At 50.1% G+C, this 14,777-nt stretch carries 15 protein-coding genes and 2 pseudogenes; 1 reads left to right on the top strand and 16 read right to left on the bottom strand.

What is annotated here, in order from left to right; genetic code table 11:
* Positions 1 to 96 precede the first annotated feature (96 nt).
* Together KDK13_RS19155 and KDK13_RS05530 are read right to left on the bottom strand one after the other, a co-directional pair.
* Positions 97 to 273 carry a hypothetical protein gene (locus tag KDK13_RS19155; RefSeq protein ID WP_373692214.1) on the bottom strand — a complete coding sequence of 59 codons (177 nt, stop codon included), beginning with the start codon at positions 271 to 273 and terminating at the stop codon, positions 97 to 99.
* Positions 237 to 317: pseudogene (locus KDK13_RS05530) on the bottom strand (transposase); the annotation flags it as partial. The gene KDK13_RS19155 and the pseudogene KDK13_RS05530, both read right to left, overlap by 37 nt.
* 38 nt (positions 318 to 355) lie before the next feature.
* Between KDK13_RS05530 and KDK13_RS19150 the strand changes: the two are divergent.
* Positions 356 to 430: pseudogene (locus tag KDK13_RS19150) on the top strand (hypothetical protein); the annotation flags it as partial.
* A gap of 64 nt (positions 431 to 494) precedes the next feature.
* Here the strand turns inward: KDK13_RS19150 and KDK13_RS05525 are convergent.
* The 14 genes from KDK13_RS05525 to tmk all read right to left on the bottom strand — a co-directional run bounded on the left by KDK13_RS05525 (position 495) and on the right by tmk (position 14,751).
* Positions 495 to 1,319, bottom strand: a complete 825-nt coding sequence (locus KDK13_RS05525; RefSeq protein ID WP_257283951.1) for a hypothetical protein — start codon at positions 1,317 to 1,319, stop codon at positions 495 to 497.
* A gap of 118 nt (positions 1,320 to 1,437) precedes the next feature.
* The gene (locus tag KDK13_RS05520; RefSeq protein ID WP_257283950.1) at positions 1,438 to 2,202 is read right to left on the bottom strand and encodes an SDR family oxidoreductase; all 765 of its coding nucleotides are present in this window, start codon (positions 2,200 to 2,202) and stop codon (positions 1,438 to 1,440) included.
* 108 nt (positions 2,203 to 2,310) lie between these two features.
* A complete protein-coding gene (locus KDK13_RS05515) occupies positions 2,311 to 3,672 on the bottom strand; it encodes an ankyrin repeat domain-containing protein (protein ID WP_257283949.1) in 1,362 nt (453 codons plus the stop codon).
* A 184-nt stretch (positions 3,673 to 3,856) separates the two neighbouring features.
* A complete protein-coding gene (locus KDK13_RS05510) occupies positions 3,857 to 4,930 on the bottom strand; it encodes a hypothetical protein (RefSeq protein ID WP_257283948.1) in 1,074 nt (357 codons plus the stop codon).
* A gap of 184 nt (positions 4,931 to 5,114) precedes the next feature.
* Positions 5,115 to 6,341, bottom strand: a complete 1,227-nt coding sequence (nqrF, locus tag KDK13_RS05505) for an NADH:ubiquinone reductase (Na(+)-transporting) subunit F (protein WP_257283947.1) — start codon at positions 6,339 to 6,341, stop codon at positions 5,115 to 5,117.
* Between the two features lie 16 nt (positions 6,342 to 6,357).
* Positions 6,358 to 6,954 (bottom strand): NADH:ubiquinone reductase (Na(+)-transporting) subunit E, encoded by a 597-nt coding sequence (nqrE, locus tag KDK13_RS05500; protein WP_209200877.1) that lies wholly within the window; start codon positions 6,952 to 6,954, stop codon positions 6,358 to 6,360.
* Positions 6,955 to 6,957: 3 nt separating this feature from the next.
* A complete protein-coding gene (locus KDK13_RS05495) occupies positions 6,958 to 7,623 on the bottom strand; it encodes an NADH:ubiquinone reductase (Na(+)-transporting) subunit D (RefSeq protein WP_257283945.1) in 666 nt (221 codons plus the stop codon).
* Positions 7,623 to 8,414, bottom strand: a complete 792-nt coding sequence (locus KDK13_RS05490) for a Na(+)-translocating NADH-quinone reductase subunit C (RefSeq protein ID WP_257283944.1) — start codon at positions 8,412 to 8,414, stop codon at positions 7,623 to 7,625. The genes KDK13_RS05495 and KDK13_RS05490 overlap by 1 nt, the downstream gene beginning before the upstream one ends.
* On the bottom strand, positions 8,414 to 9,586 hold the full coding sequence (locus tag KDK13_RS05485; protein ID WP_373692215.1) for an NADH:ubiquinone reductase (Na(+)-transporting) subunit B: 1,173 nt from the start codon (positions 9,584 to 9,586) through the stop codon (positions 8,414 to 8,416). Before KDK13_RS05485 ends, KDK13_RS05490 begins: the two co-directional genes overlap by 1 nt.
* Positions 9,587 to 9,619: 33 nt before the next feature.
* Positions 9,620 to 10,966, bottom strand: coding sequence for a Na(+)-translocating NADH-quinone reductase subunit A (locus KDK13_RS05480; protein ID WP_257283942.1), 1,347 nt, complete (start codon positions 10,964 to 10,966; stop codon positions 9,620 to 9,622).
* A 724-nt stretch (positions 10,967 to 11,690) separates the two neighbouring features.
* The gene (locus KDK13_RS05475; RefSeq protein ID WP_257283941.1) at positions 11,691 to 12,473 is read right to left on the bottom strand and encodes a TatD family hydrolase; all 783 of its coding nucleotides are present in this window, start codon (positions 12,471 to 12,473) and stop codon (positions 11,691 to 11,693) included.
* 48 nt (positions 12,474 to 12,521) lie between these two features.
* Entirely contained in the window at positions 12,522 to 12,863 is a 342-nt protein-coding gene (locus KDK13_RS05470) for a PilZ domain-containing protein (RefSeq protein ID WP_257283940.1), read from the bottom strand.
* Positions 12,864 to 12,970: 107 nt separating this feature from the next.
* Positions 12,971 to 13,990, bottom strand: coding sequence for a DNA polymerase III subunit delta' (locus KDK13_RS05465; RefSeq protein WP_257283939.1), 1,020 nt, complete (start codon positions 13,988 to 13,990; stop codon positions 12,971 to 12,973).
* A 125-nt stretch (positions 13,991 to 14,115) separates the two neighbouring features.
* Positions 14,116 to 14,751 carry a dTMP kinase gene (gene tmk / locus KDK13_RS05460; protein WP_373692213.1) on the bottom strand — a complete coding sequence of 212 codons (636 nt, stop codon included), beginning with the start codon at positions 14,749 to 14,751 and terminating at the stop codon, positions 14,116 to 14,118.
* Positions 14,752 to 14,777: the final 26 nt, after the last annotated feature.

Below are 14,777 nucleotides of genomic sequence, written 5' to 3'. Positions count from 1 at the left end.
CCTCAATTTTCTGCCATCCTCGCTACGGGGACGCCCAGTCGGGCGCTATTCTCGGTCAGGCTCCCAGTGCAACCAGGCGCTGATACCCATACAGCATTACACCTGTAATGGCCGACCTTTATAAAACCACTTAAAAGGCTTGGCCATTTTCTCATTGAAGAAGTCCACAAACTGGTGGAGACATGCCTTCAGGTCTTCGGTCGATGTAAAACTGTATGTTTCAGAAAGCGCCTCACCAGAATCGAAAACCATATCTCTATCTGGTTCAGCCATGATGCGTGCTTCGGGGTATAGTGGAACTCAATCTTGTCGAGAATGGTTATTATCCGATGCCAGCAATCATCTCAAAAACGATAAATCGCTGGCAATGCTTGCCGTCAACAGCAATGGCAATGCACTCATATTATGCCAGTACAGATCTCAAAAATGACCCGGATAGTAAAGCTGCTGCTGGGCACTGACACAATAAGCCCTGAAATCATGGCCTGAAAGCCTCACACCATGAGAAACATTTTCTTGTCAAAATCCAGGGATTCTATTTTCGTTACAATTTCCTGATAGTGATCATTCATTAACTTTTCACACAATATTTTGTTATTTAACCAGTGCTTTTTAAAATTTATCAAATACCCCTCTTCACGTTTATGATGATCATTTGTCTGGTTAAATGGTGATGACAAATCACTCATACGTTTGAAAATAATTCTCACTGAATTAACAATTTGTTGTCGAATGATTTGGGCATAAACAAGTCGCTGCTCCCGCAAACAACAGTCTTCTTCTGGATTATGGCGAGGGTCATCCCGGGGGTATCCGGGAAAGGCCAGCCTGGGCAGCCCACCATCGGGTTGAAGGTCATAACGATACCAGCTTTCCTGCATACGGCCCGCTTCATCAGCAAACGCTTGCGTCAGGTCATTCAACCTGCCTAATGCAGCTAGTGATTGCTCAAGCGTGATACCTTCATGTGTCATTTCTTTCAGAAGAGAACTCAAATAGTGCGAAAGCTCTCTGGCCCCGGGGGAGTCGTCCAGGTGAGGTCCTGTTTGATAATCAAACACTTCCTGACTCACTGGAATCGCTAATGGAATTGAAACCTGCCACTCACTGATACGCTTTGAAATTCGCTCTCCCAGATGAACATCCAGATGCTGGACAAAGTTTTCCCTGGCTAACTCTACATTTCTGGCAACCGAGTCAGTAAAGGCTCTGAGGGCAGAATATACGACGCAGGTATCTTCCCGGTAGGCTTCATACTGGAACCAGAACGCATCAGAGTATGATAGCCTTACCCCTGTATCCACCAAGACAATACTCATAACTGAAATACAACCACTCGTTTTCATATACCACGCAGGCACTTCGACAGTACCTGGTGACGAATGGTTCAAAATCAGGAAATCAGGAAAGAAGTCGAAATTTCAACAAGCCATCCGATCAGTCGGTTTTTCGAACCACTTTGAAATTATCCCACGCCTGGGAAGTTGGCATTACTTCCAGACTGTTGATATTGATATGGGCCGGCTGTTGGGCAATCCAGAGAATAATATCGGCAATGTCTTCCGGACGAAGCGGGTTAACCGCTTTATAAATACTGTCGCTCTTCTCCTGATCCCCCTTGAAACGCACCAATGAAAACTCGGTCTCACACATGCCAGGCTCAAGACTGGTCACACGGACACCACTGCCAGCCAGGTCACAGCGAAGATTACGGGAGAACTGGGCAACAAATGCCTTACTCCCTCCATAAACATGACTTCCCGGATAAGCCCAGTTAGCAGCCACTGATGCCAGGTTAATAATGGAAGCTCTGGGTTGCTCACGTAAAATGGGCAGCAACTTATGGGTCACATTCACCAGACCGGTCACGTTGGTATCAATCATGGTATGCCAGTCCTCCAGGCTGGCCTCCCACGCGGGTCCCGCACCCAGCGCAAGACCGGCATTATTGACCAGAACCTCAATATTGCGAAAATCGTCAGGCAGTGTGTCCACCATATCGGATACTGCCCGGATATCGCGAACGTCCAACGTGACACTGTGAACCGGTACTTCAGGCGTCAACTCTTCCGCCAGTGCCTGCAGCCGTTGTGAACGACGGCCGGTGATGATCAGGGAATAACCATGTTGGGCAAATAGCCGGGCACTGGCCAGACCAAAACCAGAGGTTGCCCCTGTGATCAAAACAGTGGATGAACTCATTCTGCGTGACTCCATTGCATTTCTACTGTTGCAGTTTACGACAGTTTCCAGGTAGCTTATAAACCGACTTTGCCAGTAAATGCAATGCCATAAGTATCCTAACCACCCTCACAAAATACGGCATCGCCACAACTCCTCCCCCCTTTTAGCCCCTTTGGCAAGCAGGAGTTCTGCACATCGGTTGTGACCTTCCCTGATAGCCCGGTCCAAGGGTGTTAAACCAAGCACATTGGTAACATTGATATCCACTTCCGGGCTAGTGAGCAGTAACTCCACGCTACCAGCCTTACCCATTGCAGCAGCAGAACTCAGGGGAGTGTTGCCTTGAAAATTTTTAGTATCGACAAGCACTTTGCTGTTTTTGAGTAACGCTTGCACACTATGGGTTTTACCCCCTTCGGCAGCGATGTGCAAAGGCGTTTCGCCGTAGAGGCTGGTGGCATTGGCATTCACTTTCCTGTGGGTCAGCAGTTCATTCAGGATATCGGCTCTGTTCTCTTTGGCTGCCAAGTGCACAGGCGTATAGCCTAACTCAGCGGTGGCATTGACATTCACCTGTTCAGTATTAAGCAGTACCCTCAGGCTTTTGGCACGTCCTTTTCTGACGGCACAGTGCAGGGGGGTTTCGCTGAGACAATTAGTTTCATTAACCATTGCCCCGCAGTCAATGAGTAGCTGCAGGCAGATACTGCTACCGGTATATGCAGCCATATGCATGGGCGTGCGCGGGTAATTACCGGCAGCATTGACATCCGCCTGGAAGTTGATCAGTCGATGCGCGCATACCACGTTGTCATTCATGCAGGCCATGTGCAGGGGGGTGTAGCGGCGCATATCAACGGCATTGACATTTGCATCGAAATCGATCAGCAGTTGCAGATAATCCGCTTTGTTCCCTAAGGCACTTATATGCAGTGGCGTCTCGCCATTCTCGTTAATAGCGTTGACATTGGCACCCGCCTCACATAATCGTTTCATGCCTGCAAAATTTTCTGCCTCCAAAGCGATAAAAAGCAGGCGACCATATTCATGTATGTTGGCACCATGATCACTGTTTATTGTCAGACTCTGTTCGAGAGCTTGCATATCTCCAGCTTGAAGGGCGCTTTCCAGTGCAGGGATACCAGACGATGGCCCGGATTGACAGGAAAGCGACGACCGGGGTTGCTGATGACTCTCGACACAGCCCCGTTGATTCAGTCTGGACAGTTCCTGATTTGCGGTATGGTCAATATGACCGGGATGAAACTGCCGCCCACCCTGACCAGACATTTCAACCCGCGACCAGGAAGCAAATTGCCCGGCAGCCGTGCCATCTTCGCCCTGACGGATTTCGCCCTGACGGATAATACTATTAAACGAAGGATTGTTGATGTTACCCCTGACACTCTCCATCTTCACACCTCTGTTCGCGATTGACGGTTTGGTATTGTGCTTTTGGACAATAAACAAAAGAGGAAATTCCATCATAACGAGTGCCTCTGTAGAGACACTATCAGTATGGGTTCTACCGCAAAGGCATGAGTGAGGCGTGTTGCCATAAATATTGCGTATAAAAAAAGCCGGGCTCAAAGAGCACCGGCCTTTACTTCAAGGTTAAATGTTTTATTGTTAAACCACGAAAGCACCACAAGTCATTCCCGTTCAGTGCTGGTTACCCTTGCCTCCGGTTTCCTTCGGGTTCCCTTTTGAGTGATGACTTAATTTTTGGATGATCTCTGTGTCCAGCTAAGAAAGTAATTCCTTCAATTGATTGAAAATCCACATCACCAAATACATTGACATGACATTGTTCAAGATGCTCCTGAGTATCATAACTGACAATAATTCCTGAATTCAATTCATCTAATTCATCAGGGGGCCAAATACTGAAAAGATCCTCAGGCTCAAGAGTACATGCATTACCAGGATCATATAATGAAAAAGTTCTATGCCTTCCTGTATCATTGGGCTCATAAAAAATCACTTTGAGACACCCCTCCTGCTTTTTAAATCTCAAGCCCATGACATGCTTTGGAATCAAAACCAGAAAGTCTTTCTCAGTAGCATTTGGCATATCCCAATACTTCTCGGCAATTGACTGAATAGCATGACTGAGAGTTGATTTGGTAAAATAGTAACCTCCACTGGATGGTTTCAGCCAATGAGTATCCAAATCTTTATCTGTTGGAATTTTATCAGAGAAAAACTTCAATGCAGACCGAGTATCAACGGAACTGAATGTATGCTTACCACGACCAAAAGCGCCAGTAACATAACCCAGGGCTAAGTGTCGGCACCGTATAAGCTCACCGCCCTCTACTGCATCAAATAGAGACCGATGAACTTTACCATTCAAATTCTCAGACATTTCATTCTGTGAATAGTACATAGGAACAGCCTCGACACCATCTGGCTTAAATGCCAGCTTTACTTCCACAGTGCGGCCTTTATTACACAACTGCTTAATCTTATTAGCCAAATATACCCCTTTATCACTAAACGTTTTAGCAATATTGATCTGGTATGCACTCAGGGGTTTACATAACACTTTGGCATAGCTTGAATTGGGGTTTTCTGACACCAAACGCGGAGTGACAACCCCAAGAACACTGACAGTATATCTACCAAACAGTGCTTTTATACCATTTACAATGGTTTTGATCGCCCTTATTAAAAACCATGACTCCGCATGACGATGCCAGGAGTGTGATATAGCTGGTAGTACACCCAACTTTATTGCGTCCATTTCTGTCTGTCCTTGTCAGTATTATTAGATTACAGGTTTTGTATGCACATATGATTGGAGTATAAAAGTACTTAATAGTTTCACTCTGTAATAAATTCTTATTAAAAAAATTACCCGGACAAATAAAAAGGCCAGTTCTCAAGTGAACTGGCCTTTATGGAACAATAACATTTAAATTAGAGGTTTAACCACCGAAATCATCTAGCAGGATGTTTTCAGGTTCTACGCCCTGATCTTCCAGCATCTTGATAACGGCTGCGTTCATCATGGGTGGTCCACACATGTAGAACTCGCAGTCTTCCGGAGCCGGATGATCCTTCAGGTAGTTATCAAACAGAACCTGATGGATAAAGCCGGTGTAGCCGGTCCAGTTATCTTCTGGCAGCGGATCGGACAGCGCCAGATGCCAGCTGAAATTCTCATTCTCTTCAGCCAGTTTATCGAACTCTTCCACGTAGAAGGCTTCACGCAGGGAGCGGGCACCGTACCAAAAAGAGATCTTGCGGGTGGAAGACAGACGCTTCAGCTGGTCAAAGATGTGCGAACGCATGGGTGCCATACCCGCACCACCACCGACAAAGACCATTTCATTGCTGGTCTCTTTGGCAAAGAACTCACCGAAAGGTCCGTACACGGTCATCTTGTCGCCGGGCTTCAGGTTGAAGACGAACGAAGACATCTTGCCTGGCGCAAAATCAGTACCCGGAGGTGGTGAAGCAATACGGATATTGAACTTCAGCAGGCCTTTCTCTTCCGGATAGTTGGCCATGGAGTAGGCACGGATGGTCTCTTCATCCACCTTGGAAACGTACTGCCACTGGTTAAATTTATCCCAGTCACCACGGTACTCTTCGCCGATATCGAAGTTTTTGTACTCGACGGTGTGAGGAGGACATTCCAGCTGGACGTAACCACCGGCACGGAATTTAACGTCTTCACCTTCTGGCAGTTTCAGTACCAGTTCCTTGATGAAGGTGGCTACGTTGTCATTGGAAACAACTTCACACTCCCACTTCTTGACGCCGAAGAGTTCTTCCTCAACTTCAATTTCCATGTCCTGCTTAACCGCCACCTGGCAGGAAAGACGCCAGCCTTCCTTCTCTTCCCGCTTGGTGAAGTGAGAGCGCTCGGTTGGCAGCATTTCCCCACCACCAGACAGCACCTTACACTTGCACTGCGCGCAGGTACCACCGCCACCACAGGCAGATGGCAGGAATACCCCGGCACTGGACAGGGTGTTGAGCAGCTTGCCTCCGGCAGCCGTGGTTACGGCCTTGCCGGGATCTTCGTTAATCCCGATGGTCACGTCCCCCATACTCACCAGTTTCGAACGGGCGGCGAGGATAACCAACACCAGCGCCAGTACGATAACGGTGAACATGGCAACGCCATAGATAATATTTAAATCCATATCGTCCCAATCCCCCTTACAGCTGCACGCCAGAGAAAGACAGGAAGCCCAGGGACATCAAACCAACGGTAATGAAGGTAATGCCCAGACCTCTCAGCCCTGCAGGTACATCACTGTACTTGAGCTTTTCACGAATGCCCGCCAGTGCCGCAATGGCCAAAGCCCAGCCCACACCAGCACCGAAACCATAAACCACGGATTCACCGAGGTTGTAGTCACGCTGAACCATGAACAGTGACGCACCCATGATAGCGCAGTTTACGGTAATCAGTGGCAGAAACACGCCCAGCGCGTTGTACAGGGCGGGTACAAATTTATCCAGGAACATTTCCAGGATCTGTACCAGGGCAGCGATAACACCGATATAGGTGATCAGGCCCAGGAAGCTCAGGTCAACACCGGCAACCAGCGCCCCGTCTTTCAGGATATTCTGGTAAATGACATTGTTAATGGGCACGGTGATGGTCAGTACGGCAACCACCGCAACCCCCAGACCCAGGGCAGTTTTCACCTGCTTGGATACGGCCAGGAAGGTACACATCCCCAGGAAGAAAGCCAGCGCCATGTTTTCCACGAACACTGCTTTCACAAATAGCGAAATAAAATGTTCCATGACTTAGTGCGCCTCACTGAATTTGGTGTTAGGTGCAATCTTGAATTCCACCTCTTCAACCTGGTCTGTTTTCCAGCTGCGAATCGCCCAGATCAGCAGACCGATCAGGAAGAAGGCACTGGGAGCCAGCAGCATCAGGCCGTTTGGCACGTACCAGCCGCCGTTGTTCACGGTTGCGAAGATTTCCACACCAAACAGGTTGCCCGCACCAAAGAGTTCACGGAAGAAAGCGACGATAATCAGCACACAGCCATAGCCCAGGCCATTACCAAAACCATCCAGTGCTGACAGCATTGGACCGTTCTTCATGGCAAAGGCTTCTGCACGCCCCATAACGATACAGTTGGTAATGATCAGGCCGACGAATACCGACAGCTGCTTGGAGATGTCGTACGCGTAGGCTTTCAGAATCTGATCAACCACAATGACCAGCGAGGCAATAACCGTCATCTGACAGATAATACGAATGCTGTTGGGAATGTGGTTACGGATCAGGGCAACCGCCAGGTTGGAACAGGTGGTTACCCCGATAACCGCCAGTGCCATTACCAGGCTGACCTGCATACTGGTGGTAACCGCCAGCGCCGAACAGATACCCAGAATCTGCAGGGTAATAGGGTTATTCTTAACAACCGGTTCCAGCAGGATATCTTTGGTCTTCACAGACATTATGCATTCCCCGCTTTCAGATTATTCAGGAACAGTTTAAAGCCGGCATCGGACAACCAGAACTTGATCAGGTTGCTGACACCATTGGCAGTCAATGTCGCTCCAGCCAGGCCGTCAATCTGGTTTACAGCACCCGGGCTGGTTGGATCAACGCCACCTTTGATCACGTGCAGTGCCACCTTGCCATCAATACCGTAGATCTCCTTGCCAACCCAGCGGGATTTCCACACCGGGTTGCTGACTTCACCACCCAGTCCGGGAGTTTCTGCCTGCTCAAAGAAACCAAAACCTTTCACCGTGTTCAGGTTGTTTTCCAGCGCCAGGAACCCATACATGGTAGACCACAGGCCACGGCCGTGAACCGGCAGGATCAATGTCTCCATCTGACCATCCTGTTCTACCAGGTAGACCTTGGCAACGTCTGCCTGACGGGAAATACCGGCGATGTCAGCACTGCCCAGTGCCCTGGAAGTCCTGGCATCTTTTGCGGCAGTACGCTGATCGTACTGGTCAACGGACAGGCCGCTGGCTTCATCAACAAACTTGCCGGTTTTCAGGTCAACCAGGCGTGGCTGGATCTGCTTGTACAACTCAGCAATTTCAGCAGGACTCAGCGCCCTGGCATCACTGCTCAGACCGGCGATATCCAGAATGTTACGCTGAACGTCCAGCTTGATGTTCCGGTTCTGAACCGGTTTCAGGAAAACTGCCGCCATGGATACCAGCACCGAACAGACCAGTGACAGGACCACCGTGACCAGCAGCGTCTTTTTAATCGTATCGTTTCCCATCAGGCCCGAGCCTCCCGACGCTTGATATTGGCCTCTACCACAAAGTGGTCAATCAGCGGCGCAAACAGGTTGGCAAACAGAATGGCCAGCATCATCCCTTCCGGATACGCCGGGTTCACCACTCGAATCAGGACCACCATGACACCAATCAGGGCACCGTAGAACCAGCGACCGTTGTTGGTCATGGAAGCGGATACCGGGTCCGTGGTCATAAAGATCAGACCAAAGGCAAATCCACCCAGGACCATATGCCAGTACCAGGGCACCTGGAACATGTAGTTGGTGTCAGAACCAATGACGTTGAACAGGGTAGACAGGGCAATCATACCAATCATGGTACCCGCGACAATTCTCCAGGAAGCAATGCCGGAGAACAGCAGAACCGCGCCACCGATAAAGATAGCCAGTGTCGATGTCTCGCCCACAGAACCCTGCATCACCCCAACAAACGCCTGCATCCAGCTGATGGACTGTTGCAGCGCTTCCATACCACCCTGCTGGGTAACGCTCAACATGGTGGCACCGGAGAAGCCGTCAACTGCCGTCCACACCAGGTCACCGGAAATCTGCGCCGGATAAGCGAAGAACAGGAACGCACGACCAGTAAGAGCCGGGTTCAGGAAGTTCTTGCCGGTACCACCGAATACTTCCTTCCCGATAACCACACCGAAGGAGATACCCAGGGCTACCTGCCACAGCGGGATGGAAGGCGGAACGATCAGGGCAAACAATATGGAGGTAACGAAGAAACCTTCATTCACTTCGTGCTTACGGATGATGGCAAACAGCACTTCCCAGAAACCGCCGACAAAGAATGTCACGGCATAAATAGGCAGGAAGTAGACGGCACCATAGATCAGGTTATCCCAGATACTGGCAGGGTCATTACCGGCCAGCATGGCAATCAGCATACCGTGCCAGTCAGTGGGGATGGTGCCCAGACCATTGGCGATGGCCGTGTTTGCCTGGTAACCCACGTTCCACATACCGAAGAACATGGCCGGGAAAGTACACAGCCACACCAGACCCATCATTCGTTTCAGATCGACGGCATCACGAACGTGGCTGGTGTTATGGGTTTTGTCCAGTGGTGTATAGAACAGCGTGTCCGCTGCTTCATACAACGCATAGAACTTTTCGTATTTACCGCCCTTGACGAAATGGGGTTCCATCGAGTCAAGGAGATTTCTTAATGGCTTCACTGATTACCCCTCCAGCTCAATACGGGTCAGGTTGTCACGCAGCAGGGGGCCGTACTCGTATTTACCCGCGCAAACGAATGTGCATAGAGCAAGGTCTTCTTCTTCCAGCTCAAGCGCACCCAGTTTCTGGGCAGTATCGGTATCACCAACGATGATTGCACGAAGCAACTGTGTCGCCAGAATATCCAGAGGCATCATCTGCTCATAGTTGCCAACGGGTACCATTGCGCGTTCCCCACCGTTAGTGGTGGTAGTGAAATTGAACAGGCGGCTCTTGCTGAGGCCGGAGGTCATAACGCGCAGAATGGAAAAGCGATCCACCATTGGGTTGACCCAGCCCAGGAACAGACGCTCATCACTCTCTTCCAGAACGGAAACCTGATTATGGTAACGTCCCAGGTAAGCGAATGGGCCATTGGCAGTGCGACCACCAAATACCGATCCAGAAATAATACGGTTGGTGGCAGGCTTCAGTTCACCGGCAGTGATTTCATCGGTGGAGGCACCCAGGCGGCTACGAACCAGGCGAGGCTTATCAACCTGGGGTCCTGCCAGAGAGACAACACGATCTGTAAAAAGCTGACCGGTGGTAAACAGTTTACCGACGGCAATGACATCCTGATAACCCACCTGCCACACCGTTTTGGTGGCAGAAACCGGATCCAGGAAGTGGATGTGCGTACTTGGCAGGCCAGCAGGATGGGGACCTGCGAACTCTTCACTGATAGCAATCCCGGCAGGAATGTTGGCACCCGGTGCCTTACACAGGAAAATCTTGCCGCCACTGAGCTTGCCCAGGATATTGATACCCTGTTCAAACGCTTCGGCCTGCTCCCTGATCACCACTTCCGGATTGGCCGCCAGCGGATGAGTATCAATCGCCGTGACAAAGATGGAAGCCGGACGGGTTCCCAATGCCGGAACCTTACTGAACGGACGGGTGCGCAGAGCAGTCCAGAGACCGGACTCATTCAGCAGCGCTTCCACCTGGTCTGCGGTCAGGCCCGCCAGTTCTTCAGGCTTGTAGGCTGTGAAGATCTCTTCTTCTTCCTGGCCACAGTCGTTAACAATATCGATCACCACGGATTGCAAAACCCGTTTTTCACCACGATTGATTGCTGAAACTGTACCGCCAGCCAATGCTGTGTACCGGATACCCGGTGTCTTTTTATCGGTAAAGAGCAGTTGCCCTTTTTTAACTCGATCTCCCACAGCAACCGCCATCGTAGGTTTCATACCTACGTAATCAAAGCCAATCACGGCGACAGAGCGGGCGGCCCTGCCTTCCGAGATACTTTGTTCAGGCGATCCTGAGATCGGGAGATCCAGCCCCTGTTTGATTTTGATCATACCTTTCGCCTAATCAATCAAGTTGAGGTCAGGAGTAACCCGTCTCTCCGGTGATCCGGAACTGTCCTAACGAATAATGGAAGCCATGGTCATTGAGTCTTCCCTGACGAAAAACACAAGAAACAAAGCTCCCGGTAACCAGAACACTGGCCGGGACACTGCGCATTATGGTCATTAGACAACTTGAGAAAGGGGGAGCAAACGTGCCGGGCAAAGCAAAACCCTGAGGCAAAAAAGGCATCAGGGTCAGGCAGCAGAAGCTGGTAGTGCACCCCCTTTTTCAAGGTTGCTGCTGCGCAATTATATTCCCGGAAAGCAGCCTGGCAATCCGATCAGACACAGAAAAAAATCCGCTGACAAGCAGCAGAATTCTGATGGGCATCCAGATAGACAAGCATCGTAATTGTAGAACTTAAGTTCTTTATAATTAGCCGAAGCATGATCGGAAATTCCGTACCTGAGCCTAAATTCGCAACATCACCGATGAAAATGGTGACGTAATTATAAATAGACTGGAAATGATATTCCATACTGGCGAGCTGGATATTTTTACCAATACCTATAAGAAATAACCAATAAACTCATTAATCGCCAGAGTTTTTCTCGCCCCTTCCAACTGAAAAAAAAACAGAAAAAAACCCCGTAAAATCACCCTTTAATCACTCAAAAACTTATGGGTAACGGTTTATTCATAGCATTAGATTAAACGACGGTTATATACCAATTAGACCGCTCGATGGAAAAGCCGATAGAAATTGCCTGAAGTTTTTTCGCCAAGCTCTTCAGGCGTCACTCCCTTCAGCCCGGCAATAAATCGTGCCACATCGGCAACAAACCGGGGTTCATTCGACTTTCCCCGATGCGGGACCGGCGCCAGATAGGGGGAGTCCGTCTCAATCAGTAATCGATCCATTGGCAAATAGTCAACCACCTCCCGCAACGCGGAGGCATTTCTGAAGGTAACAATGCCCGATATGGAAATGTAGTAATTCAGGTCCAGCGCAGCTTTTGCCATCGCCAAAGATTCGGTAAAGCAGTGCAATACGCCGGCAGACTCTCTGGATCCGTATTCACGGAGAAAGTCCAGGGTATCTTCCCGGGCATCACGGGTATGCACGACCACGGGCAACTCCAGTTCTGCACCGAGCTCAAGATGGTTAATAAAGGACTGCCGCTGAACCGCCTGCGCCCCTTCAGTGGTGGCATAGTAGTAATCAAGGCCTGTCTCACCGATGGCAACCACTTTTTCATGGTTGGCCAGCGAGCGCACAACGTCGATATCTGGTACCATTTCCTTACAGTCCAGCGGATGAACACCAACCGATGCATAGACATCCTTATACCGCTCAGCCAGCGATACCACTTCCGGGCCATTGTCCAGATTGATGCCAATGCAGAGCATACGATCCACACCCGCCGCCCTGGCCGCTGCTACTGCAACATCAAGATTTCCTTCATAAGCGCTCAAATCCAGACGATCGAGATGACAATGGGAGTCAATAAACATGTTTATCTCCTGAAAGCTCAACCCTGACAAACACTATCCCAAGTCAGTTTACATCGTGTTGGTCTGGCGATCCGAGGACAGTGCCCCGGCAATATACTTCTCAATTTTACTGCGTACACTGTCAGTCGGATCATTGAATTGAATACCAATCCCTGCCTGTCGGCCGCCCTGGGCCCCAATTGGCGTCACCCATATAACCTTTCCCGGAACAGGAATCTTCTCAGGCTCATCCATCAACGTCAGACGAATAAACACGTCATCCCCGAGGTTGTAATGCTTGTGGGTTGGCACAAACAGCCCGCCACCACTGACAAATGGCATATACGCTTCATAGAGTGATGCTGTGTCCCGTATGGTCAGAGACATCAGTCCCTGCATCCCTTTCCCCATGACAACCCTCTCCTTTTTCCCTGAATTCAAGTTCAACCTGTTAACCGCAGGTCACCTTCCCAAAGTGGTCGATCAAAAAAAGGGCATGAGACGACTTCCTTCTTCGGCTAAATCACCAGCTCAAGATAGTCGCTGAACACACCTTCCATTAACATCTGACTGTTGAGGTTAGCGCCCTCCAGTAACTGCTGACGCTGACGCATGATTTTATCCCTCAACACCAGCAGATCTGCGGCCTCAACTTTTTTAGCAATATAGTCGAGCATTCTCATCAGATCACGATTCCTGACACAGCTTTCATCGGCAGTCAGTTGCAGTTTTACAGCATCATCCAGCCAGCTTCCCATCCAGGCCAGCAGTTCAATCAAGTTGCCTGTATGCCACTCTTTCGCCATTTCTACGGGGGTAAGATTACCCCGAAACAGTTCTGGCATAGCATTGAACAACCGTCCCCTGACGGCCAGCGTATCATTATCAAACATGGTCCTGGCGGTCATGGGTGATCCTGATGAAAGGCTCAACAACTGATCCACCACCAGGGGGTCGGCAATATGATCCGAAAGCCAGGCTTTTGCCTGCACAATATCAGGTACGGTAAAAGAAACCATCTGACAGCGGCTGCGGATGGTCGGCAACATATCTCCGGAGCGGGCACTGACCAGAATAAAGAGGGTATCACCACCAGGCTCTTCCAGACTTTTCAGCAAGGCATTGGCGGCATTAACATTCATCGCTTCGGCCGGATTGATGACAATGACTCTGCGCCCCCCCTGCTGGGCGGTTTTACGGGCGAACTCGTTCACCTGGCGAATCTGGTCAATTTTGACAGGTTTGCCTGCCGCTTCGGGCTGAACCACCAGCAGATCAGGGTGAGTTCCCGCTTTTACCAGCTCACAGCTCTTGCAATGACCACAAGCGTACTCGCCCGTGTTATGACTGCAAAGCACACGGGTGGCCAGGGCCCCGGCAAAATAACCCTTACCAACCCCGGGCACGCCCTTCAACAACAGGGCGTGGGAAAGCAGACCTGCCTGCATTCGCTGAATCAGTGGTGACCACTGTGCCGCTTGCCAGGGTAAAGGCCCTGACCGGAAGCTATTTACCATATCTGTTGATTCAGAACTCAATTAATCCAACCTTTACCCACGCCAATGAAGACTGCCCGCCGCACCCCGGGAAAGCCGGAACAGCACCTGTTTTTGCCGATAGCGGTTTATGCATAACCGGGAAACTGTTTACCCAAGACGATTCTTTACCCAAGCCTGCTTTGCAAAGCCTCGATAATACGTGCTTCAACCTCTGGAATCGACTGACTGCCATCAATGACAACGTACTGGTTCGGAAAACGCTCAGCTCTTTTCAGATAAACATTGCGAACGCGGTGGAAGAACTCAATCGTTTCCTGTTCAATCCGGTCCAGGGTTCCTCCCTGCTCAATAGCCCGACCTCTGGCCCTTGCCAGGCCAAGTTCTGGCTCAATATCCAGGAGCAGTGTCATATCCGGCCTTCGATCCCCCTGCACCAGCTGCTCCAGTACCGCTATACGCTGCTCATCAATGCCACGGCCGCCACCCTGATAGGCATAAGTTGCATCGGTAAACCGGTCACAAACCACCACCTTGCCTGCAGCCAGTGCCGGTTCGACACGCTGGCTGAGATTCTGGCAGCGTGCGGCAAAGACCATCAGCAGTTCGGTAGTGTCCGTCACTGTCTCTTCATGCTCCGATAGCACAAGGTTTCTCAGCTGTTCGGCCAATGGCGTACCACCGGGCTCCCGGGTTTCCACATACTCATGGCCAGCAGCATTCAACCACTGCAGAACAACCCCTTTAGCGGTGGTTTTCCCGGCACCTTCACAGCCTTCAATCGTCAGAAAAAAACCCATCAATCTCTCAATGTCATCAGTAACCAGTA

The sequence above is a fragment of the Endozoicomonas sp. SESOKO1 genome, assembly GCF_024606265.1.
In the GTDB taxonomy this organism is placed as follows: domain Bacteria; phylum Pseudomonadota; class Gammaproteobacteria; order Pseudomonadales; family Endozoicomonadaceae; genus Endozoicomonas.
Note: the sequence above shows the minus strand (reverse complement) of the source record. Positions and strands in the feature narration are given on the sequence as shown.